Genomic DNA, 22,515 nt, shown 5'->3' on the forward strand with positions numbered 1-22,515 from the left:
GCTAGCCTGAAGTATCCCCGACGCTGGCAGCGCGGTCAAACGGATCAGGGAATGGGGCGCGCTTTCCTTTCGACCTTCGCGCCGTGGGGCGGTAAAATCCCATCCCATGAAAATGAATAGACAAATTGCTCACTTGCTGGCACTTGCGGTATTCAGCGGCGGAGCCTCAGCCGAATGGGTCGAGATCCAGAAGTTCGAAGACGGCATGCGGGTGTTTGTCGATAAGGCAACGGTCAGCAGAAATGGCGATACGGCGAAGGTTCTGCACCTCGTGCGCTGGGCCGAGCCACAGGTCGAGGAAGGCTTGCCGCCTTATCTGTCGACCATCGTCAGCACTTCCTACGACTGCATCGGCAAGCGGGAAAAGTATCTGGCTTCGACGTCCTACGCCGGAACGATGGGCAACGGTGCCGAAGTCCTCTCGGATGAAGACGAAGTGGAAGGGTGGTACTCGATCTCGGTGGCGTCAATGGAAGAAAAGCTGTGGAAGATTGCCTGCGCTGCCAAGCAGCCTTTGCCATGAGTGCCTCAGAGGCTGTGACAAAATGCCTACCCCCCACCGCAAAGGCGCAAAGGAGCAAAGGCTTCGCAAAGAAAACATTTGTAAACAATGGGGTTCCTCTGCGTTTTCTTTGCTCCTTTGCGCCTTTGCGGTGGATTTTTGATTTTTTCACAGGCTCTCAGAAACAGCCAGGGGCGATCTGAAGCGGTGCGCTGCCAATGATTCGATGCAAGCCTCGTCAGGACAAGGCCAGTCCAACGACCGCCGAAGCAAGAATCAGCAGCACCGGGTTGATCCCGGTACGCAAAAGCAGCACGCCGACGACCAGGGCGATAAGGCCGCTCTTCCAGCCAACCAGCGCCTCGTTGGCAATCGTATAAACCCCCGAGCACATCAAGCCGATCGAGATCGGCTCCAGCGCGGACTGGACGGCTTTGCGCCAGGGTCGCTCGCCGATTCGCTGCCACAGTCGGCCAATGAAAAGGCAGAGCAGGCTGGACGGCAGGAAAAAGGCCACCGCCACCACCAGCGCACCCGCCAGACCGGCAACCATATCGCCCATGATCAGCACAACCAGCATATTCGGACCCGGCGCCAACTGGCCAATGCCATAGGCTTTGACGAATTCGCCTTGAGTGATCTGGAAATACTGCTCGAGGAGCGTCTGCATTTCGGGCAACACGGCCGACCCGCCGCCCACGGCGAGCAGGGAGAGCATGGAAAAGACGCCGGCCAGTTGAAGCAGTGTGGTGACCACGGCTTAATCATCCCCGTTTCGGGAGGGCCGATAGAGGAACAGCGCCAGCGGCAATACGGTCGCCAGTACCAGATAGAGCGGCAACTTCAGAATGCTCATGCAGACAAAGGTAAGAATCACCAGGCCCAGGGACACTTTCTCTGTAAGCGCTCGCCGCCCGAGTTTCCAGGTCACGGTGGCCAGCAGTGCGATGGCCGCCGCCGTCACTCCGCCTAGCACATGGTTGGCTTTGGGGTGATCGCTGTGGATGCCGTAGAGCGTGCCGATGGTCAAAACAATCAGCGCCCCTGGCAGCAGGATTCCGAGGGCAGCAACCAGCGCCCCCTTGCCGCCGCGCAGACGATCACCCATGAGGATGGACAGATTGACGGCATTCAGACCCGGCATCGTCTGGCTGATTGAAAGCATCACCATGAACTCGTCACTGCTGACCCACTGGCGTTTGCTCACCAGCAGATCGCGCAGGTAAGCCACAATGCCGCCCCCGAAACTGATCGCGCCAACATACAGGAATTGCCGAAAAATCTGGTCCAGGCTGATCGTGGCGGGCGCGGTGGAAAGCGGATTATTCATGGCTGCCATAAACCATGGCAGTTTTGGTGGTGCCCGTCGCCAGTTGATCGGCAAAGAACGATTGCAGCTTCCTGAAGAAGGCCTCAGCCGCTTGGTGGGCAGCAATATCCTTGCGATTGGCTTTGTGCACCCGGTAGGCAAAGGCCAATTCACCGACCATGGGCTTGCCTATGGAGTGGAACCAGATGCCGATTTCACAATGCGCCAGCACCGTTTCCGAAAAGGCGATATGGCCGAGCGTCACGCAGGCCTCAAGAATCTTGTTGCGGCGACCACCGACCATTTGCGTATTTTTTTCCATGGGCAGGTTGACGGCAGACAGGCCAGGAAAAACAGAAACCAGTTGGCTGAGTTTCCGGCTGGATATCAGGTCCATCGGCACCGTGTCCATCACTGAATTGTGCGAATAGATGCGGCGAATCGAGCCGACCGGGCCATCCTTGAGAATCTCTTCCTTGAAGCGGATTCGGTGCGCTATCTCGCTGAGCGGAATCGGGTTGTAGGCCCAGGCGCGATCGATATTTTCCGAGCGGCATTTGAAGGTGACTTCACACCAGTCATCGACCCAGATGTTGCTCCTCGACTCACGAACGCGCAGGATCAATTTGTTCCGGTGCAAGGCCGCATCGCTGGTATCAACGAAGAAGATGTTGCGCAGCCCGCTGACCATGGTTTCCGGCGAGTTGAACGCAATCCCGGATTCATCGCACAAGTCGTGGATAGCCTTCTGCAACTGGCCGATCCTGGTATGCCGGTCGAGTCCATCCGGCTTAAGCAGCAACTTGAATTCACGGTTGGTAATGCGCTTGTCGAGCTTTTGCAGAAGCTCGGGGTTTATTTTCTTGGCCATAATGTTTCCCTTGCTGGCTAACGAAAAGAACTGCCGATGGCAGCGATAATAATCGGTTTCCTCATTGAGCCTGGGAAGTAACGGAAAGGCAGCGGCCAGGGTAAATTTGTTCTAACCATCCACCGTCATTCCGGCGAAAGCCGGAATCCAGATTCGTTCATCTGATCAAGATTTTAAACACCAGTTTGATAAACGAACTGGCTCTGCATTTCCTTCGGTCAGATTCCGGGTCAAGCCCGGAATGACGGTAAATCAATGGGTTAGCATTAGAACAAATTTGCCCTGTAGCAGCGGCCTTGCACCAATCCTCATCTCAAATGTGCAGAAAGCCCAAGACACCCACCAGCAAGCCGAGCCCGGTTGCGCCAAAAACCCCGACCAGCATCCAGCGCTTGCGCGTCAGCAGGGTGATGGCCGACAGGGCGATGGCGATCTGCAGCAGCGTGGTGGCCATTGCCCAGCGTCCGTGCACGTGCATTTCGGCTTCGCTCTTCTTGTCGGCTTCTTTGGACAAGGCTTCGAGCTTGTCAGCATCGGCCTTGATCTCCTCCTTCTCGCTTTTGTAGCGCACCACATCCTGCCGGTACTTTTCCTGGGCATCGCCTTTGGTCAGCACCATTGAAAGTTCGGCCAGGTTCTGCTTGTTGCTTTTGGCCTGATAGTAGTTCCACTGGTTCGACGCCGAGGTCTTCTGGATGGCCGCTTCGTTCTTGTACAGCAACGCCAGGTTCTGCGAGTGGCCGCCCAGGTAACCGAAGATTGCGCCAATCGTCGACAGGATCGCCGTCAGCACCGCCAGCCGCGAGGTGAAGCTGTCGCCGCCATGCGTGGCAACGTGTTCGACCTGGTGGTCGTGCGGACCATGGACATGAAAACCGTGACCGGACATCTGTTTATCTCCTGAATGAAAAATTGAGGCTCGAAAAAAGGCCATCCCGAAGGATGGCCTTTTTGTTGCGACAAATCAACCGGATCAACCGATCTTGAACGCCAGCGAATCGGAAGCGGAGTTCAGCGCAACACTGATCGGCTGCTGGTAAGCGGACGGCCCCCATAACTGGCGCGGGCCGGGCGAGGCGAAGAGATCGTCGGCCGACCATTGCGCGCGACGCGAGACGAAAAACTTCATCGCCGGGGAATCCATCTTGACCAGCGCCTTCTCGATCACGAACTCGTCCTGACCATGGCGGCGCTCGATGTTGAGCAGGCCGGTGAGCGGGATGGCCTGCGGCAAACCACCGACAGTGAGGCCGGTCACCGTCGCCATGTAGCCGGAGCGGCCATCGAGGATCAGCGAGCCGGCGGTCAGGCCGAGATTGTAGGTGTAGGCAGCGTCGAACAGGGTCGGCGCGCCACAGCGGCCTTCGTAGCCGAGGAAGTGGCAGTGCGCGCCGAACGGCACCTTGGCGTCGATCTGCTTGACACGCGCCTTGACCATATCGACCAGCAACTGCTCGGTCGGGATCAGCGAAACCTGCAGGTTGCCGTGCGAGTCGCGGTCGGCGAGCAGCATCTTGACCACATAACCTGGCAGCGAAGCCAGCAACTTGCCGTTGTCGGCGGAAAGCTTGCCCTGGATGAAGGCCGCCTTGGCGTCGTCGGCCTGCGCGGCAAACTCGGCGCCGTTGTGCGCCAGCGCGTCATTGAGTTCGGCGATCAGGGTATTCATCTCGGGAATGAACTCGATCAGGCCTTCGGGGATCAGCACCACGCCGTAATTCATGCCCTTTTTCGAGCGCAGCACCACGACCTGGGCGATCTGCTCGACGATGGAAGCCAGCGACTGCTTGTTCTCGGCCACTTCTTCCGAAATGATGGTGACGGCCGGCTTGGTTTGCAGCGCCACTTCAATGGTCACGTGCGAGGCGGAGCGCCCCATCAGCTTGATGAAGTGCCAGTATTTGAGCGAGGAGCGGGTGTCCTGCAGGATGTTGCCGACCATTTCGCTGTAGATCCGGGTGGCCGTATCGAAGCCGAAGGAAATCGGCAGCAGGTCGCCGATCTGCAAGTCGCCGTCGATGGTTTTCGGCACGCCGATCACCTGCACGCCGGAACCGTCGGCCTTGACGCCGGTAAACAGGAATTCGGCGAGCACGGCGGCGTTGGTGTTGGAATCGTCGCCGCCGATGACGACGATGGCATCCAGATTGTGCTTGATGCAGGTGGCCTTGACGTCGGCAAACTGCTCGTCGCTCTTGATCTTGGTGCGGTCGGTGCCAAGGAAGTCGAAGCCGCCGGTGTTGATGATGGTATCGACGTCAGCGTCGGTGATCTCGAACAGATTGCCGAGCAGCAGGCCTTTGGGGCCGGGCTTGACGCCGAACAGGGTGTTGCCCTGGCCGAGCACGCGCTTGATGCCGCACACCACATTGTGACCGCCGGAAGCCGGACCGCCGGAGAACAGCACGGCAACGCGCTTGCCCTGCGCCGTACTGGCATTGATCCCGGAAGAAGAAAGAACGACGTTGCCCGAAGCCTTTACCGAGTTCGGGAAGCTCTTGGCGACGCTGTCGCTGTCCTTGGTGCTCAGCACGCGCGAACTGTTGGCGAAGCTGACCGCTTGCGGCTGCGCGGCGGAGCCGAAGGCGGCGCAGACCGGTAGCGGCAGTTGGCGCACGGCGGATTCAAAAACCGAATGGTGCACTTCCATTTTCTGTAACTGTTCTGCCAGGGTACTCATGGTTTGATCCTTAATTGGTAAAAAAGAGAGACGCGAAAAGAAGTGCAAGGCTGCGGTTCTGCGAGTTCGAAGGGGTGTTCGATGCCTGATTGAGGCGCCGTCTGCATATGAACGCGCCAATCATCGAAAATTCCGTGCGATTCTACCTTAATCGCTGCTGCACTGCAGCATTCCGGTCAATGAGGTACAGGGTAAATTGGTTCCAACACCACCCCCCATTGATCCACCGTCATTCCGGGCTTGAGCCGGAAGCCAGATTCGTCCCTCTTCAGTGAGGCTGCGCGTTGCTTTTGGTGTTTTTCGAGGACGAACTGTTTTTTCCAGGTTCAAGAGTCTTCTTTGCGGAACCTTTGCCCCTCTGCGGGCGCGTAGCCTGGCCTCGGGCCATGGGTGTTCCTGTATTTGTTCACAACCTCTGGTTTTCAGCCAGTTTATCAGCGACGGAAAACAAATTCGGAGAGGGCATCCGGGGGCATCGGTTTGGCGAAATAAAAGCCCTGGATGCTGGTCACGCCGGCGTCCCGGAGAAATTCGTACTGTTCCCTGGTTTCGACGCCCTCGGCGACGATGTCCAGGTGCAGGCTCGAACCGAGCGACAGAATGGCCTTGATGATGGCGACGTCTTCTTCATTGCCGGGAATGCCGTCGACAAATGATTTGTCGATCTTGAAACAGGTGATCGGCAAATGCTTGATGTGCGACAGCGACGAATAGCCGGTACCGAAATCGTCCACCGACAGGAGCACGCCCATGGCGCGCAGGCGCATGAGAATCAACTTGACCGACTCGCCCGCCTCCAGCGCGCCCTCGGTTATTTCAAGCTCCAGATGACCCGGGTCAAGCCGGGCGCTCAGAATGGCCCGTTCGACGTGCTTGACGAATGACTCGTTCAGTTGCGCAGGCGAAACATTGACGGCAATGCGCGGGATCGAAACGCCATTGTCCAGCCAGTGCCGCATCTGGCGACAGGCTTCGTCGAGCACCCATTTGCCGACTTCCTCGATCAATCCCAGTTCTTCGGCCGCCGGAATGAACTGCAGTGGCGGGATCAGGCCGCGCGTCGGATGTTGCCAGCGGACCAGGGCTTCAACGCCGATCAGCTGGCCATTGACAGCATCGATCTGCGGCTGGTAATGCAGGCACAGCTCGCCTTCCTGGAGCGCGCGCCGCAGTTCGGTATCGGCGTTGAATTTTTCGCTTATTTCACGACTCATGACGTCGGTAAAAAAGGCGAAACGGTTGCGCCCCAATTCCTTGGCCCGGTTCATCGCGGCGTCGGCGGCCTTGATCAGATCGCTCGGCGATGAACCGTCAGCCGGGAAGATGCTGATGCCAATGCTGACCGTCGGCATCAGCTTGTGTCCGTCGATGATCAAATCCTCGCCGATATCGTTTTGCAGGCGGGCAATGTAGGTGCCGATGGCGTTGTGATCGGCCATTTCCTCAAGCGCCATGATGAATTCATCGCCACCCCAGCGCGCCAGAGAATCATGTTTGCGACAGGCTTTCATCAGGCGGTCTGAAATGGCGCGCAGATAGGTATCGCCCGAGGCTGGCCCGAGAATGTCGTTAACCAGCTTGAAGCGATCGAGGTTGATGAAAACCACGGCGACCTTGGCTTCATTGCGCTTGGTCCGACTGATGGCACCGGCCAGCTGGTCGGAAAAGCGCATGCGGTTCGGCAAGCCGGTGAGCGCATCGTGATTGGCGAGGAAATACAGTTTTTCCTCGGCCTGCTTGGCCTTGGAAATGTCCGAGAACACCGCCACGTAGTTCTGCGCCTCGCCGGTGTTGTTGATAATCGCCGTGACGCTACCCCACTGCGGGTAGACTTCCCCGTTCTTGCGCCGATTCCAGATTTCTCCCGCCCAGCGATGCTTGGTGCGCAGGCATTCCCAGAAACCATGGTAAAAGTTCGGGGTATGCACCCCCGACTTCAGCAGGCCCGGCGTCTTGCCGATGGCTTCCTCGGCACGGAAGCCGGTGATCTCGGTAAACGCACGGTTGACCGAGGTAATGACGCCCTCGGCGGTGGTCACCATGACGGCCTCGTCGGTCTGTTCGAGGATGATGTCGGTGGCCGGTCGTTGGTCCGGGGCTGCCGGCTGAACAGCCGCGCGAAAAACCACGACAGCGCCGACGATGGCGTGCTCTTCAAGCAGGGGGGTGCAAATGAAATTGACGGTCGTGAACGAGCCTTCCAGCGGCTGCGGCAGATCGATGACTCCCTGACGGGTTTCGCCGTCCTGCAGCGTTTTCATGAACGGGGAGGATTGCCGGTAATCCTCCGGGTGTTCGCACCGGTAGAGGGTATCGCAACTGTGCCTGCCAATAAGCTGAGCCGCTTCGATACCGAGCATCTGCCCGATCAGTTCGTTGGCGTAAACAATGTTTCCGGACCCGTCCAGACTGAGCAAGCCATCGCCCGACGCATCCATGATGCGCGTATTGCGCCGCTGCACTTCCTCGATGGCGATCTGATAGTTGTGTCGCTGCGTGACGTCGCGGGCATTGAAGACAATCTCATCCGTGTCATCGAGCCCGCGTATGCGCTTCAGTGTGGCTTCGATCCAGATGGCACGGCCGTCTTCCCGGCGGCAGTGCAGTGTCGTCGTTGTCTGCTTGCCGATGGCCGCAAGATCGGCCAGCAAGCGCGCCAAGGTTGCTTTGTCATCAGCCAGAATCCAGTCCAGGAGAGCCCGGCCGCGCATCGCCGCCGGTTCGGCGCCGAACAGTTCCTTGCTCGCCGACGAAACGAAAAGGAAGCGTCCGGCCGGATTGAGGCGGGCGATCAGATCGGTGGAATTTTCGGCCAGCAGGCGATAGCTGGCATCGCTCGATTTCAGTGCGTGCCGGGTCATGACTTCGATCATGGCCAGTGAAAGCGTGGCCGCCGCATCGATCTCCACTTTTGACCAGGCCAGCGACTTGTCGCGACTGGTTTCCATCCAGGTCGCAAAGGACAGGCGTGGCGAGACATGCGCGCGTCCGCTTGCATCGAGGAAAACCCGCTTGTCCGGACGGCCGGCCCAGCGCAGGGTACGCACGATGCCCGGCCGGAACCACATGACGAAATCCCGCATCGTCTGGTCCACTGGAGCGATCATCAGGCCACAGACGATATCGCCCAGGCCGGCTTCATCGGGCAGCAGTTCCGCCAGGTGGTCGGTGCAATGGATCGGCGCTGGAGGAAGCGACTTGAGCGCCTCGAGCAATCTGTCCAGGGTCGCATCCGGGGGCGTCTGGCCGAGATGGTGGCGTATGCCGGCAATGGATATCACGGCGCCGCTGGCCCGTGCCAGGCCGAGCAAGTCGGCCTCGCAGGAGTTGGCGACGACGTCCAGGTCATTGGTCTGGCGGATCGAATCGGACAGGTGCTGGAGGAAGACTCTTATCTGGTCCTGCAGTTTTCCGCGCTCGGCGCTTTCCATGTTGCTCAGCTTCAGCGACACCATGTGCCCGATGAATTCATCCATTTCCCGGGTGCGCAGGGGAACGTATTTCGGGGAAAGATGATGGCAGGCAATCAAGCCCCAAAGCCGGTTGTTTTGCACCAGCGAGATGCCCAGGCTGGCGTGCACGCCCATGTTGCGCAGGTATTGAATGTGCACCGGCGACAGGCTGCGCAACCACGACAGGCTCAAGTCCAGCGGGGCGGCCGAGGCGGCCTTGACGATCGGTACGGAGGTACCGTCGACGTCGGAAATCAGGCGCACCAGGTTGCGCGTATAGAGTTCGCGGGCCTGCGGCGGGATGTCCGCCGCCGGGAAATGGTGGCCGAGGTAAGACAGGGCGGCGTCGACCCGGCTTTCGGCAATCACTTCGCCGTCCCAGTGGTGGTCGAAGCGGTAGATCATGACCCGGTCGTAACCGCTGAGCAGGCGCACTTCATCCGCGACCGCCTGACTGTAGCGTTGCATATCCTGCTCGGCATCGAGCTTCCACAGCGAATCACGGATCGGGATGAACTGGTGGCGGAAGACGTCACCCTGACCCGGCGCATCCTTTTCGATCTCGATGACCATCAACCCGTCAGCGCGGAATACATGGGCATCAAAGGTGGTGCTGCGGCCTTTGCGCCGCAGGGCGATCGAACAGATCAGGCCACCCGGCAAACTCTCGCGGGCGGACAGGGTGCGAAATATTTCAACCTGGGTGGCTCCAATCAGCGTGGCCAGCGGCTGACCGATGGCCTTCCTGGCCGTCAGGCGGAACAGATCGTCAAGGTTGTCGCTGGCCATGCGAACGGTCATGTCCAGTTCGCTGACGGCGATCAGCACACCCACCGGCTGAATCGTGCCGATCTCGTGGATACGTTCCTCAGCGCAGGTTTTCAGGGCCGCATCGAGGAAACCCTGGTCATCCGGGTTATCGATCAAGTCGGGCATGGTAATCATCCAGTTGTCGCTCGATCACTTCGAACACCCCGAGCGCGGACAGTTCGGCGGCCCCCTGCTGTTTCGGGTTGGCGCGGATGGAATTGGCAAAAACGCCGAATTCACGCCAGCGCCGCTGCGTTTCATGCGCGTCGCCGTAGCCGTTGAAGAAGCATGCGCCGCTACTGGCGGTCAGGCCCAGCGTTTCGTGCAGGTGACGGGAGAGCACCTGGCAGCCGAGAGTTGCGCCTTCGATGGCGTAGAGCGTACCGATCAGTTCCCCGGCGCTGTCGATCGGGGCCAGCGCAATCGGCCGCAATGGACTCAAGTCCGGGGTTTCCGGATCAATGCCGAAATACTTGAGATCAGTGACCAGCCACGGCAGCTTGCGGCGCTCGCCGTAGCTGAAAGGCAACGCGTTGACGGCCAGGAAAGCGTCGATGTGCCGCTCGATAACGGCATAGATATGGTAATACGCCGCCAGCAAAGCCTGGTACTTGTCCAGCGCATAACCCGGCTTGGTCAAGCCTGACAACAACGGGTGCCGGTTGATGTGCACGTGGGCGGCGTGGGTAAAGCGCTGCAGCCCGGCGCTAACGCTTTCGCGCTTTGGCCGGCCCTGGTCATCGGTGGCGTGTGGTGAATCGTGCTGCCTGTCCATCAACGAAATCCCGTTTTCTTGGCTGAATGCTGTCTATTTTCTGGCACGGTAATATTTCCTGCAACTAGCCTAAAGGTAATAGATGCTTGAGTCAATTTAATTGAACCTTAAAACCTCAGTTTAACCACGGCGAACACGGCGGGCACGGCGAAAAGCTGCTGCGAAGCAAATACTCGTGGGGTGCTCAGGTTTTCAGGATTTCATGGCTTACCCAAAGGGTGAATCATGAAAACATTGCAAGCTCTTGTTTTTCCGTTGTCCCTCTTCAGGGAGGCTTCGCGCTGTTCGCCGTGTTCGCTGTGGTCAACTGCCCTTTTTAGGTTGGATCGTCTTGCCGGGCAAATCTTCGGAAATCCCGTAGCCCGGCTTCATTTTGCAGATCGCCATTTGACGGGCTTTGCCGGGCGTTTGTTGGCCCTGCCGCCGACGCGCAAGCCACTTTCCTGCACCAGCACCTTCAACAGTTCGAGCAAGGCATCACGCAGGGCATGGAGTTCGGAAAGCCGCGCCAGCGCCTCCGGATGACGGCCCCGTGACTGAAGATCAAGCAACTCCTCAGCCAGCGCATGCAGCTGCCGGTGTAACGGTTCAATGGCCCTGAAGGCCGGCCTTGTGCCATGACGTGCCCGCCCCTCGGTATTCAGCCAGGCGCCGAAGTGGCACGGGTGCCGATCTCGCGGTGACGGGTCTTGGCGCTCGGCCTGGAGGAGGTTTTCAATGCTGCCGATCCAGGCACGGTGCTCGACGCTGGCAAACAGCAGCGGCAAATCGTCGCGGTTGACTACAGGCAGGTCGGCCCAGGCCGGATCGGGACGCCAGGTCGCCGCCCAGGCCGGAAGGTCGGCCGCCGGCATCGGCCGGGCGATGCCGTAGCCCTGCGCCAGTTCGCAGCCGAGGTGCAGCAGCATCTCGCCGTGCTCGACGGTTTCCACGCCTTCGGCGATGACCTGGCGGCGGAAGGCGCGCGACAAACCGAGGACGCCCTCCAGAATGGCCAGGTCGTCCGGGTCGTCGAGCATGTCGCGGACGAAGCTCTGGTCGATCTTGAGCTGGGTGACCGGCAGGCGTTTCAGGTAGGTCAGCGAGGAATAGCCGGTGCCGAAATCATCGAGGGCGAACATCACCCCGATTTCCCGGCACGACTCGATGACCTGGGAGACTCGCGCCAGGTCTTGCAGGGCGCTGGTTTCCAGCACCTCCAGTTCGAGATTGCCCGAGCGCACGTCCGGATGCGCGGCGAGCAGGGCGCGCAGGTGCTCGACGAAGTCCGCCTGCTGCAACTGGCGGGCGCCGACATTGACGCTGACCGGGATGCCCAGTCCGGCCGCATGCCACAACGCCACCTGGGTGAGGGCGGTATCGATCACCCACTCGCCGATGTCGATGGCCAGCGCGTTGTCCTCGATCACCGGCAGGAACATGGCCGGCGGCAGGAGACCTTTTTCCGGGTGTTGCCAGCGGATCAGCGCCTCGGCGCCGACCACCGCTCCGGTGCGCATGTTCACCTTGGGCTGGTAATGGAGAACGAATTCGCGCGCGGCGAGGGCGCGGCGGATACGTTCCAGGCTCTCGTGGTGGCCGCGCACGCTGCTGTCCTGTTCGGAGTCGAAGACGTGGTAGCGGTTCTTGCCGGCCAGCTTGGCCTGATACATGGCCTGGTCGGCCTGGCGCAGCAGTTGGTCGGCATCGATTTCTTCGGCCTGCGGGTAGAAGGTGACGCCGAGACTGCCCGAGACCTGGAGCAGGAGGTCGTCGATGTTCACCGGCTGCGCCGCCGCGGCGAGCAGGCGGGCAATGATCGGCACGCTGGCGGTCAAGTCCGCCAGATCGAGCAGCACGGCGATGAACTCGTCGCCGCCCAGGCGGGCCAGCGTATCGCCTTCGCGCAGGGCGTCCTTCATGCGCGCCGCCAGGGCGATCAGCAACTGATCGCCGACTTCATGCCCGTGGTTGTCGTTGACCACCTTGAAGCCATCGAGGTCGAGATAGGCCACGGCCAGCCGCTGCCCGCGGCGCTGCGCCTGGACCATGGCCTGTTGCATGCGGTCGGCCAGCAGCACGCGGTTCGGCAGGCTGGTCAGCGAATCGTAGTGGGCGATGTGCTCGAGCTGCCTTTCATGCGCCTTGAGCACGGTGATGTCGGAAAACAGCGCCAGGTAGTGCAGGACCCTGCCGCGCGCATCGCGCACGGCGCTGATGGTTTGCATCACGGCGAACATATCGCCGTCCTTGCGCCGGTTCCAGATTTCGCCGTACCAGTGCTTGTCCTCGATCAGACTGCGCCACATGGCGGCGTAGAATTCCTTGTCGTGCCGACCTGAACTGAGCAGGCGCGGATTACGGCCGAGGACTTCGTCACGGCGGTAACTGGTGATGCGGGTAAAGGCGTCATTGACGTCAATGATCGCGCCGTCAGCGGCGGTGATCATGATGCCTTCGCGGGCAAAGGTAAAAACGCTGGCGGCGAGATGGGCGTCGGCGTCGCGCTGGTGGCGCAGCATGGCGTAGCGGATCGCCTTGCGCAAAGCGGGGCCATCGCCGCCCTTGGTCAGATAGTCCTCGGCGCCCGACTGAATTGCCGTCTTGGTTGCCGCCTGGTCATCCAGCCCGGTAAGCACGACCACCGGGGCATCGCTCAGTTTGCGACAACGTTCGACGCTGGCGATGCCGGTCGAATCGGGCAGGTTGAGGTCGAGCAGTACCACATCCGGGTGCAATCCATCGTCGTCGATCAGGTGCTGTGCTTCGGCCAGCGAACCGGCCAGATGCACCTCGAACGCCTCGTCGTTGCTTTCCAGCAGTAGCAGCCGGATCAGCTGCGCATCGCCGGGCTCGTCCTCGATGACCAGCACCACCGGGCGTGGCTTGAGCGCCAGCGGGATGGTGCGATCGATCATTTGCCGACGGGCTCCAGCGTCTGGCCCAGGCGCACAGAGAGGTCGTTGAGTGTTTTCTCGGTTTCGGCACCGAAATCGAAAATGTCGATCAACTGATCCGTCCGTGACTGGATGATCCCCTTGATGATCTCTTCCTGCGATTCGAGCATGCCCAGACCGGCAAACTGGACATCCAGTTCGCCCAGCATCAGGCGCGTGGTTTCCGTGCCCTGGAAGCGCGCCTGCTCGTATTTGTCGCTGAAGGAGCGAACGGTGCGGCCCAGGGTCTGCAGCAAGGTCGAAATGCCGCCCTTGGTCTGCGTGCTTTCCTGATGGACCAGCATCGCCAGCAGTTTGGCATCGACCGTTTCGACGGCGATCGCCAGATGGTCCCTGATCCGGCCGCACAATTCCGGGTCGGCCATCGGCATGTTGTTAACCAGCACGGAAACGCGATCGAAATTGAACGCCGCGCGGTTGCGGTAGGTGGCGATGGTTCCCAGCGAACGCACCAGGCTGATGATCGAGGCCTCCAGCGGTCGCGCCTCGCCATCGATGTTGATCGTCATCTCCAGCCCCGGCAGCCGGTACTGCAAGGCACCGTCCAGCTGAAAAGCCTTGAGCATGTTCAGGGTCGCGTCGGCGACCTCGCGATAGCCGTCACAGGTGTTCAGCGAACGCAGGAAATTGACCAGCACTGCGTATTCGTCAAGATTGGACATGACCAGGCTGGTCAGCATGTGCGAGTCTTCCAGGCGCTGCTGCAGGCTTGACTGGCCCTCGCCGGTGCGGCGCAGGACCACTACTTTCTGCTTCAGTTCAGCCAGCTTGAACGGCTTGACGATGAAATCGTCGCCGCCTGCGTCATACCCGGCCAGGCGTGATTCAAGGTCGTCGAGCGCCGAAATGAAGATCACCGGCACGGCGCTGCTGGCCGGCTGGCTCTTGATCTGGCGGCACAGGGCGTAGCCGTCCATGCCGGGCATATCGACATCGAGCAGGAAAAGGTCGGGCACCTTTGCGGCCATTCGTTCGAGGCAGGCCGCACCGGACGCGAACGACTCAACGTTGTAGAGCTGGCCAAAGGCCGACTCGACCATGCGCCGGCTGGCTTCCACATCGTCGACGATGAAAAGTGTGTATTCGCTGTCCATGATTCTCTCCCTGCTATTTCTCGATTATTCCAAGTTACGCTAACCCGACGTGCGGGATATGGTCTTTGATCCGGGTGCTGTTTTTGTCAATTCCAATCGTACCGGGAAACTGGTAGTCAGTCATGATGAAATCCATGGATAACCTCGTCATTCCGCGCTTGACCCGGAATCCAGAGGTGCACCACTGGATTCCGGCCTTCGCCGGAATGACGGCTATCCATCAGTTTCACAGTCCGACAGGCTGTTAGCAATGCACCCTTTTTATCTTTAGCCACAAATCTATTGCTTTTGTAATTCTAGTCGCCTTATGGGGTAGCTGCAGAGCACTTTTCAAGGTAGTTGGCAATCGCCGGTACCAGGGCATCGAGATCGGCTTCGAGCTGTTGCTGCAGCTCGACAAAGGCGTCGCAATTGCCGCTGGCCGCTGTCGCTTCGAGCAGCTCGCAAGTCTTTTGCGTGGCTATCGCGCCGATCTGGCCGGCACTCCCTTTCAGGCGATGGCTGGCCTTTCTTACCCGTACGGCGTCCTTCCCGGCAATGGCGCCGGCTATCTCCAGCCGGTCTGCCGCTATCTGGTCAGGCATGATGGGCAACAGCATGAGCAGGATGTCGATGTCCCCGTAGAGCAGTTCGAGCGCGTAAGCCGTGTCGAGCACCGGCGCTACGCTCTCTGCCTGGCTGCCCGCTACCGGAACCAAGGCTTCAGTTGCCAGCGCCCGGTCCGGCGCGCGGCCATGAATCTGCGCGATCTTGCTCAGCAAATCGCGGCTGCGCACCGGTTTCGACAGATAGTCGGTCATCCCGGCGGCCAGGCATCGTTCGCGAAAGCCCGGAATGGCGTGCGCGGTCAGCGCGATGATCGGACTGGCGAAGCCGCCGGCGCGGATGGCCTGCGTCGCACCAAAGCCATCCAGTCGGGGCATCTCAACGTCCATCAAGATCAGGTCGAAGGTGGCGGCCAGGGCCTGGGCCACGGCTTCCTCGCCGTCCTGCGCCAGCGTCACGGAGTGGCCGGCGTTGGCCAGGACGGCCATGGCGTATTTCTGGTTGGTCGGATTGTCTTCGGCCAGCAGGATGCGCAGCCTGACGTCGCTGGCAAGGTCGGCCGGCACGGCCGGCTGAAAACTGTCCGCCGTCCCGGCGGACAGGCCAAAGGGGACAACAAAGCGGAAAACGCTGCCACGACCGGCTTCGCTGTCGACCTCGATCTGCCCCTGCATCAGCGCCACCAGGCGGCTGCAGATGGCCAGCCCGAGACCGGTGCCGCCAAACTTGCGCGTCGTCGTGGTATCGGCCTGGGTGAACGCCGCAAAGATCGCGCCCTGCTGTTCGCGCGGGATGCCGATCCCGGTGTCGCTGACGCTGAAAGCGATCCTGGCGCCCTCGGCGCCGAGTTCTTCAACGGCGGCGGCAAGCGTGACGCGCCCCTTGAGCGTGAACTTGATGGCATTGCCGAGAAGATTGATGATGATCTGGCTCAAGCGCGTCGGGTCGCCCAGCAAAAAATCGGGGATCCGTTCATCGATCTGCAGATCGATCGCCAGGCCTTTCTCCTGCGCGCACATCGACAGCGCCCGCAACGTTTCTGAAAGAACGCTGCGCGGCTCGAACTTCACGTGCTCCAGCTCCATCTTCCCGGCTTCGATTTTCGATAAGTCGAGGATGTCGTTGAGCAGGACAAGCAGGCTGCGCGCTGAATTCTGGGCCAGTTCGATGTACTCCCTTTGCCCGGACGTCAGCTCAGTCGCGCTGACCAGTTCGAGCATCCCGAGCACGCCGTTCATCGGCGTGCGCATTTCGTGACTCATGCTCGCCAGGAACATGCTCTTGGCCGCGCTGGCCGCTTCGGCGGCCTCTTTCGCCGTTTGCAGTTCGGTGACATCGACGCGGAAGCCGACGATATGGCCGTCTGCCGTCTTGCGCTCGACAATGCGCAGCCAGCGGCCGTTGTCGAGTTGATGGAGCAACTGGATATTGCTTTGCCGGTGGGCGGCCAGGCGTTCGGCCACCCATTCATCCTCGCGGCCGCTGGCGGCGGAATACTGGCCGCGCTTGACGCGCTCCCGAATGAAGTGCTCAAAGGTGACGCCGGGCACCATCAGATCGGCCGACCCAGCGTACAGCGAGCGGTATTTTTCGTTGCAGAAAACCAGCCGGTCATCACTGTCGAAAAGGACAAAGGCCTCGTCGATGGCCTCGATGCCGGTGGCCAGGATGCGCTCGTTGACTGCGATTTTCTGCTCGAGCCGGTTGCGCACCACGGCGTGGCGCACGGCGCGGCCGAGCGCATCGAAATTGAACTGTCCCTTGACCAGATAATCCTGGGCGCCGGCTTCGAACACGTCGCCGACCAGCGATAAGCCTTGCACCCTGGTGAGCACGATAATCGGCAAGTCCGGCACGGCGGCGCGCATCGCCCGCAGCGTGGCCAGGCCCGAGGAGTCGGGAAGCGACAAATCGAGCAGAATGACATCGGGTGCTTCACGCCGGGCCGTGGCCATGCCCTCGGCCAGCGTCTGCGCCCAGATGACGGGATCCTTCTCACTGAGCACCCAGCCGGCAAGGCGCGCCTGCGCCCGGACCAGGCTGAAGTCACCGGCATCATCCTCGACGACCAGGATCGAGGACGGCCGCGATGATCCGTTGCTCATGGCAATGGCTCCCGGCTGCCGACCGCCCGTGACGCGGCATGATTGACGTTCAGCCAGTACTCGATGCTGGTAAGCAGGTGGTCAACTTCGAATGGTTTGCCGATATGGTCATTCATGCCGGCCAGCAGGCATTTTTCACGGGTGTTGGCAAAGACATCGGCGGTCAACGCCAGGATCGGCGTATCGGCGTGCTGCGGCAGTTGCCGGATGCACAGGCTGGCGTCCGTCCCGTTCATCACCGGCATGTGTAAATCCATCAGGATCAGGTCGTAAGGGTTGCTCATCGCCAGATCGACGGCTTGCCCGCCGTCTGCGGCCAGTTCGACTTGCATTCCCTTGTTCGACAACAGTTCGCGGATGATCTCCTGGTTGAGCAGGTCGTCCTCGGCGACGAGAATGCGTGCGCCGGACAGCGAAAAAGGCCTGTGCACCGCCTGGTCGAGGGCCGGTTGCTGCGCCGGCTCCGGGATATTCAGGCCAACGACGAAGGAAAATGTGCTCCCGTGACCGGGGACGCTGCTGATTTCCAGCTCGCCGCCCATCAGATTGACCAGGTTGCGGCTGATCGCCAGGCCGAGGCCCGTTCCGCCATGGGCCCGCGTGTTGCTGTTGTCGGCCTGCTCGAAGGTATGAAAAATCCTTTCGATGTCTGCGCTGGCGATGCCGATGCCGGTATCGGCCACCGAGAACTCGACAAATGCGCCAGCGCCAGTGCGGGATTTGAGCCGCGCACCCAGCGTAATGCTGCCGCGCTCGGTGAATTCCAGGGCATTGCCGGCCAGGTTGATGAGCACCTGCTTGAGGCGCAGCGGGTCGCCGAGCAGGCTCTTGGGCAATGCCATGTCGCATTCGAGTTCAAGCAACAGCCCCTTGGCATTGGCCTGGCCGTCGAGCAATGCGAACACCTCGTGCAGAATTGACGCCGGAGCGAAAGCGCGCTCTTCGAGGATCATTTTTCCGGCCTCGATCTTGGCCATGTCCAGAACGTTGTTCAGAATATCCAGCAGGTGATGGGCGGCGCCATCGATGCTGGTCAAACGCTCGATTTGCTTTCGGTCGCTGGCGTTATGGATCAGCAGCCAGGTCATGCCCATGATGCCGTTCAGCGGGGTGCGGATTTCGTGGCTCATGTTGGCCAGAAAGACGCTCTTGGCGCGACTGGCGGCCTGCGCGGCATCGAGCGCGCGGGCCAGTTCGATGGTGCGCTCCTTGACCATCTCCTCCAGGTGTTGCTGGTGGTGCAACAGGCGCTGCTCCAGCTTGCCGCGCACCAGCGCGTAGCGCACGGCACGGCCCAGCGCATCCTGATCGAACTGGCCCTTGACCAGATAATCCTGCGCCCCTGATTTGAGCGTGGCCAGCGCCAGCGTTTTTTCGTCATTGCCGGTGAGCACCACGATCGGCGCAGCGGGAACGGCGGCGAGAAAGGCGTGCACCGTGGTCAGCCCCAGCGAGTCGGGTAGCGAGAGGTCGAGCAGGATGACATCGGGCGCGCTGCGCCGGGCGCTGGCGATGCCTTCGGCCAGGGTCTTGGCCCAGCGAACGGGTTCGGCGCTGACGGCCAGCCCGGCCTGGCGCAAAAAGGCCTTGACCATGCCAAAGTCACCGGGGTCATCCTCGACGACCAGGATTGACAAGCTTTCCTGAGGTGTTTCACACATGCGATTTCTCCTGGGTGTACTGAGAGCTTGTGAAAATATCAAGAATCCACCGCAGAGGCGCAGAGCCGCAAAGGTTTCGCAGAGAAAATCCTTAAAAACAATGGGGTTCCTCTGCGTTTCCTCTGCGTTTCCTCTGCGCCTCTGCGCCTCTGCGGTGGGTGTTCAGGCATTTTTTTACAACCTCTGAGCATTCTGCGTAATCAGCGCCGGCGAGCGGTCAGTCGCGGCCGGCAGGGTAAAAATGAAGGAGCAACCCCGGTTCTCGCCGGGTGATTCCACCCCGATGCGTCCGCCGTGCAGCTCGACGATCTTTCGGCACAAGGCCAGGCCGATGCCGGTGCCGGGATATTTCCCGCGCGGCTGCAGCCGCTCGAACAACTTGAACAGGCGCGCCTCCTGCCCGGCGAGCAGCCCGACACCGTTGTCCCGGATGGAAAACCGATGTTCGCTGCCAGCATTCACGCCCGCCTCGGCGACCACCAGGATTTCCGGCCGGCGCCCGGCGATGCGGTACTTCAGCGCGTTGCCGACCAGGTTCTGGAAGAGGCGCACCATTTCATCGCGCCGGCCGACAATGGCTGGCCAGACGCCCTGGATGCGCACCTCGGCCTGCGCTTCGGCAATCGCCGGCTGCAGATAATGCAAGGCTTCATCGAGCATCTGGCGGCTCTCCACAAGCGTCATTGCATCGCTGTTGCGGCCGACGCGGGAATACTCGAGCAGGGCCGTCAGCATCTGGTCCATGCGTTGCGCGCCCTCGGTGGCGAAATACAGGTTCTGCTTCGTCTCCTCGTTGAGCAGCGGAGCCAGTTCCATTTCCAGCAACTGCAGATAACTCGAAATCATGCGCAGCGGCTGGCGCAGGTCGTGCGAGGCGGCATAGGCGAACTGTTCCAGATCGGCGTTGGAGCGGCGCAGATCGACCGTCATTTCGCGGGCCAGCGCTTCGGCGCGCTTCTTCTGGTTGGCCATCGAGACGAAGATGAAGAACAGCAGCAAACTCACGACGCTGCCGCCGACGGCCACCAGCAGCGGCTGATTTTTCTCCGCCGCTGAGAGGAAGCCCGGGCTGGCATGCAGGTAGATCGACCAGCTGCGTCCGGCGATCTCGATCTGGCTCAGATTGTCGAAAGTCGTGGCCAGCGATCGCTCCAGCGCGTTCAAGCCGGAGGCATGGCCCTGGTAAAGCACGTTCTGCGCCGAGGGCTGCGCCCCGTCATACAGTTCGAACTCGATGTCGCGCTGCTCGGCGCCGAGGATGCCGTGCATCAGATCGTCCATCCTGAACGGCGCATAGACGAAGCCCTGCAGCGCCGCGCGGCGTTGTTGCACGGTTTCAAGCGGCAACTGGTGGCCATACACAGGCAGGTACATGAGCACCCCGTGCTGCACATTCGTCGCCGTCTCCTGCATCAGCTTGACGCGCCCGGAAAGCGCGGGCCGGCCACTGTCAGCAGCGCGCTCCATGGCGGCGCGGCGGGTCGCCTCGGAATACATGTCGTAGCCAAAGGCACGCTGGTTGATGACGTTGAAGGGTTCCAGATAGATGATGGCAGTGTACAGTTCGCGCTCGCCGGCCGGCCTGATGGTGTACTCCGGGAAGCCTTCGCCGCGAATCTGCTGTTCGTGCCGCGCACGCTCTGCGGGCAATACCACCTGACTGAAACCAAAGCCCTGGACGCCGGGAAAGTCGCGCGCGATGTGCAGATTGTCTGCATAAGCCTGCCAATCGGCGCGTTCGACGCTCTCGGGGGCGGCAAACAGGGCGACGCCGCCGCGCAGGATGACTTCGTAATCTGCCATGCGGCGGATGATGCTGTCCTTCACGTCCTCGCTTCGTGAGATGAAGCGATCCTGCGCGATCTGGTGCACAAACCTGTCCGAGACACTCCAGGCAACGGCGGTCAGCGCGAGCGAAGCGAGCAGGACCGCCCAGGCTATCGCCGGCAGCTGCTGCAGTTTCCGGGCGGCATGGCCTGCCGACTTGAGAATGCTGGCCATGTTCGTATTCGACACAGGCTTCATCTGTACTTGTTCGGCAGGCGCACCAGCATCAGCCAATAGTCGAGAAGCGTCTTGACGACGGCAACGAATTCAATGAGATCCGTCGGCTTCGGCACAAAGCCTGCCGCGCCATGGCGGTAAGCGGCGCTCACATCGGCCTCCAGCGCCGAGGTGGTTATCACCACCACGGGAATCGCACGCAGATTGACGCTCTGCTTGATCGCCTGCAGCGTCTCGATGCCGCCTTTGCCCGGCATCTTCAGATCGAGCAGAATCAGATCGGGGCGCAGTGAACTACGGAATCGCTCGCCTTGCTGAGACAGGCACTCGAGCGCCGTGAGGCCATCTTCGACCCGCTGCAGATCAAGCGGGTAGCCGCTTTTCCTGATCGCCATCTGCATCAGCCGGGCATCGCCGGGCTCATCTTCGACCAGCAAAATGCGAAAAACATGAGGAGTGATCATCTGTCACCTAGTTATGATGGGGCAGGCGCACCAGCTTGATCCAGTAGTCGCCGAGCTGGTGGATGGCGGCGATGAATTGCTGGATATCCGCCGGCTTGGTGACATACCCGGCGGCGCCCAGGTTGTAGGAAGCGACGATGTCGCGCTCGGCCTCCGAGGTCGTCAGAATGACCACCGGAATGTCGCTGAAGTCGGGCTCCTGCTTGATGGCGGTGAGAAATTCCCGCCCATCCATACGCGGCATGTTCAGATCGAGCAGAATCAGGTCCGGGCGTGGCGCATCAGAAAATCGCGGCCCTTGCCGGCGCAGGAACTCGAACGCCTCGCGGCCATCGCGCACATGATGCAGTTCGGCCACGACGCCGGTTTCAGTCAGCGCGGCCTTGACCAGGTGGGCGTCGGCCGGCTCGTCTTCGGCGAGCAGGATGACGAAGGGTTGCAATCCGGCAGTCAAGTGCACGTTCATGATGCTTCCTCCACTGGTAATCCGGACAGTATATTACAACCGCCGCCTGGTGTTTCTTCGATCCAGGCGCGCCCGCCACAACTTTCCGCAATGCGCCGCACAATGGCCAGCCCGATGCCGGTGCTGCTTTCAGCGCCGCCGCGAACGGATCGGCCAGGCGCGGGGCATCGATGCAGGCCGGCGGCAAGTCGCCGACGCTGACGGTGGCGCCGCTTTCGGCGATGCGCCCGGCCGTCCGGCATGATCCGGAATTCCCGGTCGGTGGTGTAATCGGCGCCCGTGCGGTAGTGGAATTCGCTTTCCTTCAAGGCCTCCTCGCGTTGCCCAAGGGTTGGCCACGGCGAAGCGGCTGGCGATATTTTTTTTCATGGATTGACCGTTCGCCGGTTCAAGGCCAGTAACGCACAACCAGCTTCGCTGCAAGCCTTGCCAATCGGCCCTGTGCAGTGAGTAGCGGCCACAAGCCAATAGATACGGGCATCTTCAGGCACATAGCTTGATCTGTTCTGGATTTTGTTGGTGCTCGCCAGATTCATCGCCCTCTCCCCCGGCCCCTCTCCCATAAATGGGCGAGGGGAGAAGATCGCTCCCCTCGCCCGCTTGCGGGAGAGCAACTGTGCTTATCCGGTTATCACAGGCATCAGAAATACATGCCAATTTTCAGGCCAGAAGTGGGGATTTGCCCAGTTTCAGATGGCAATTGGCAGTCGCTACGCCGTTTTCGCCGCGACTTTAGCTGGCAAGTGGGCTTTCTCGTCTAGTGTCTGTGACAACCGGATAAGCACGCAAGCAACGTTCGATGGCCGTGGTGAAAGAGTTGAAGTCGGGGTAGTACTTGGC

At 60.7% G+C, this 22,515-nt stretch carries 17 protein-coding genes; 2 read left to right on the forward strand and 15 right to left on the reverse strand.

All coding sequences use genetic code 11. The features are described from left to right. The first annotated feature begins 112 nt into the window (after nt 1-112). The gene (locus ACOYNV_RS10090) at nt 113-523 is read left to right on the forward strand and encodes a surface-adhesin E family protein (protein ID WP_422899639.1); all 411 of its coding nucleotides are present in this window, start codon (nt 113-115) and stop codon (nt 521-523) included. A 217-nt stretch (nt 524-740) separates the two neighbouring features. On the opposite strand, the gene ACOYNV_RS10095 is transcribed toward ACOYNV_RS10090, so the two are convergent. The 15 genes from ACOYNV_RS10095 to ACOYNV_RS10165 all read right to left on the reverse strand — a co-directional run bounded on the left by ACOYNV_RS10095 (nt 741) and on the right by ACOYNV_RS10165 (nt 21,983). After that, the gene (locus tag ACOYNV_RS10095; protein ID WP_422899640.1) at nt 741-1,259 is read right to left on the reverse strand and encodes a chromate transporter; all 519 of its coding nucleotides are present in this window, start codon (nt 1,257-1,259) and stop codon (nt 741-743) included. A gap of 3 nt (nt 1,260-1,262) precedes the next feature. Beyond that, nucleotides 1,263-1,832, reverse strand: coding sequence for a chromate transporter (locus ACOYNV_RS10100; protein WP_422899641.1), 570 nt, complete (start codon nt 1,830-1,832; stop codon nt 1,263-1,265). Further along, nucleotides 1,825-2,682 (reverse strand): hypothetical protein, encoded by an 858-nt coding sequence (locus tag ACOYNV_RS10105; protein WP_422899642.1) that lies wholly within the window; start codon nt 2,680-2,682, stop codon nt 1,825-1,827. The genes ACOYNV_RS10100 and ACOYNV_RS10105 overlap by 8 nt, the downstream gene beginning before the upstream one ends. Before the next feature lie 313 nt (nt 2,683-2,995). Beyond that, on the reverse strand, nt 2,996-3,571 hold the full coding sequence (locus ACOYNV_RS10110; protein ID WP_422899643.1) for a DUF4337 domain-containing protein: 576 nt from the start codon (nt 3,569-3,571) through the stop codon (nt 2,996-2,998). An 84-nt stretch (nt 3,572-3,655) separates the two neighbouring features. Then, complete coding sequence (locus ACOYNV_RS10115; protein ID WP_422899644.1) at nt 3,656-5,362, reverse strand: diphosphate--fructose-6-phosphate 1-phosphotransferase; 1,707 nt, start codon at nt 5,360-5,362, stop codon at nt 3,656-3,658. A 434-nt stretch (nt 5,363-5,796) separates the two neighbouring features. Beyond that, nucleotides 5,797-9,750: an EAL domain-containing protein gene (locus ACOYNV_RS10120; RefSeq protein WP_422899645.1), complete on the reverse strand. Its 3,954-nt coding sequence runs from the start codon at nt 9,748-9,750 to the stop codon at nt 5,797-5,799. Further along, nucleotides 9,731-10,399 carry a biliverdin-producing heme oxygenase gene (locus ACOYNV_RS10125; protein ID WP_422899646.1) on the reverse strand — a complete coding sequence of 223 codons (669 nt, stop codon included), beginning with the start codon at nt 10,397-10,399 and terminating at the stop codon, nt 9,731-9,733. Before ACOYNV_RS10125 ends, ACOYNV_RS10120 begins: the two co-directional genes overlap by 20 nt. A gap of 368 nt (nt 10,400-10,767) precedes the next feature. Then, nucleotides 10,768-13,296: an EAL domain-containing protein gene (locus ACOYNV_RS10130; protein WP_422899647.1), complete on the reverse strand. Its 2,529-nt coding sequence runs from the start codon at nt 13,294-13,296 to the stop codon at nt 10,768-10,770. Then, nucleotides 13,293-14,429 carry a response regulator gene (locus tag ACOYNV_RS10135; protein ID WP_422899648.1) on the reverse strand — a complete coding sequence of 379 codons (1,137 nt, stop codon included), beginning with the start codon at nt 14,427-14,429 and terminating at the stop codon, nt 13,293-13,295. Before ACOYNV_RS10135 ends, ACOYNV_RS10130 begins: the two co-directional genes overlap by 4 nt. A 305-nt stretch (nt 14,430-14,734) precedes the next feature. Then, entirely contained in the window at nt 14,735-17,080 is a 2,346-nt protein-coding gene (locus ACOYNV_RS10140; RefSeq protein ID WP_422899649.1) for a response regulator, read from the reverse strand. Further along, the gene (locus ACOYNV_RS10145; RefSeq protein WP_422899650.1) at nt 17,077-18,741 is read right to left on the reverse strand and encodes a response regulator; all 1,665 of its coding nucleotides are present in this window, start codon (nt 18,739-18,741) and stop codon (nt 17,077-17,079) included. Before ACOYNV_RS10145 ends, ACOYNV_RS10140 begins: the two co-directional genes overlap by 4 nt. A gap of 174 nt (nt 18,742-18,915) precedes the next feature. Continuing rightward, nucleotides 18,916-20,742, reverse strand: a complete 1,827-nt coding sequence (locus ACOYNV_RS10150; RefSeq protein WP_422899651.1) for a CHASE domain-containing protein — start codon at nt 20,740-20,742, stop codon at nt 18,916-18,918. A gap of 20 nt (nt 20,743-20,762) precedes the next feature. Beyond that, a complete protein-coding gene (locus ACOYNV_RS10155) occupies nt 20,763-21,209 on the reverse strand; it encodes a response regulator (protein WP_422899652.1) in 447 nt (148 codons plus the stop codon). A gap of 7 nt (nt 21,210-21,216) precedes the next feature. Continuing rightward, nucleotides 21,217-21,675 carry a response regulator gene (locus ACOYNV_RS10160; protein ID WP_422899653.1) on the reverse strand — a complete coding sequence of 153 codons (459 nt, stop codon included), beginning with the start codon at nt 21,673-21,675 and terminating at the stop codon, nt 21,217-21,219. Continuing rightward, on the reverse strand, nt 21,672-21,983 hold the full coding sequence (locus tag ACOYNV_RS10165; protein WP_422899654.1) for an ATP-binding protein: 312 nt from the start codon (nt 21,981-21,983) through the stop codon (nt 21,672-21,674). The genes ACOYNV_RS10160 and ACOYNV_RS10165 overlap by 4 nt, the downstream gene beginning before the upstream one ends. A gap of 211 nt (nt 21,984-22,194) precedes the next feature. On the opposite strand from ACOYNV_RS10165, the gene ACOYNV_RS10170 reads away from it, so the two are divergent. Further along, the coding region (locus ACOYNV_RS10170) for a hypothetical protein (protein ID WP_422899655.1) at nt 22,195-22,515 on the forward strand (321 nt) is incomplete at its 3' end.

Origin of the sequence: Propionivibrio sp. (assembly GCF_049316945.1) — a bacterium.
Classification (GTDB): Bacteria; Pseudomonadota; Gammaproteobacteria; order Burkholderiales; family Rhodocyclaceae; genus Propionivibrio.

Coding starts and splice junctions, on each gene's coding strand:
- ACOYNV_RS10125 (WP_422899646.1), bottom strand. CDS start 10,399: ATGGACAGGCAGCACGATTCACCACACGCCACCGATGACCAGGGCCGG.
- ACOYNV_RS10135 (WP_422899648.1), bottom strand. CDS start 14,429: ATGGACAGCGAATACACACTTTTCATCGTCGACGATGTGGAAGCCAGC.
- ACOYNV_RS10130 (WP_422899647.1), bottom strand. CDS start 13,296: ATGATCGATCGCACCATCCCGCTGGCGCTCAAGCCACGCCCGGTGGTG.
- ACOYNV_RS10145 (WP_422899650.1), bottom strand. CDS start 18,741: ATGTGTGAAACACCTCAGGAAAGCTTGTCAATCCTGGTCGTCGAGGAT.
- ACOYNV_RS10115 (WP_422899644.1), bottom strand. CDS start 5,362: ATGAGTACCCTGGCAGAACAGTTACAGAAAATGGAAGTGCACCATTCG.
- ACOYNV_RS10110 (WP_422899643.1), bottom strand. CDS start 3,571: ATGTCCGGTCACGGTTTTCATGTCCATGGTCCGCACGACCACCAGGTC.
- ACOYNV_RS10140 (WP_422899649.1), bottom strand. CDS start 17,080: ATGAGCAACGGATCATCGCGGCCGTCCTCGATCCTGGTCGTCGAGGAT.
- ACOYNV_RS10160 (WP_422899653.1), bottom strand. CDS start 21,675: ATGAACGTGCACTTGACTGCCGGATTGCAACCCTTCGTCATCCTGCTC.
- ACOYNV_RS10155 (WP_422899652.1), bottom strand. CDS start 21,209: ATGATCACTCCTCATGTTTTTCGCATTTTGCTGGTCGAAGATGAGCCC.
- ACOYNV_RS10105 (WP_422899642.1), bottom strand. CDS start 2,682: ATGGCCAAGAAAATAAACCCCGAGCTTCTGCAAAAGCTCGACAAGCGC.
- ACOYNV_RS10100 (WP_422899641.1), bottom strand. CDS start 1,832: ATGAATAATCCGCTTTCCACCGCGCCCGCCACGATCAGCCTGGACCAG.
- ACOYNV_RS10120 (WP_422899645.1), bottom strand. CDS start 9,750: ATGCCCGACTTGATCGATAACCCGGATGACCAGGGTTTCCTCGATGCG.
- ACOYNV_RS10150 (WP_422899651.1), bottom strand. CDS start 20,742: ATGGCCAGCATTCTCAAGTCGGCAGGCCATGCCGCCCGGAAACTGCAG.
- ACOYNV_RS10090 (WP_422899639.1), top strand. CDS start 113: ATGAATAGACAAATTGCTCACTTGCTGGCACTTGCGGTATTCAGCGGC.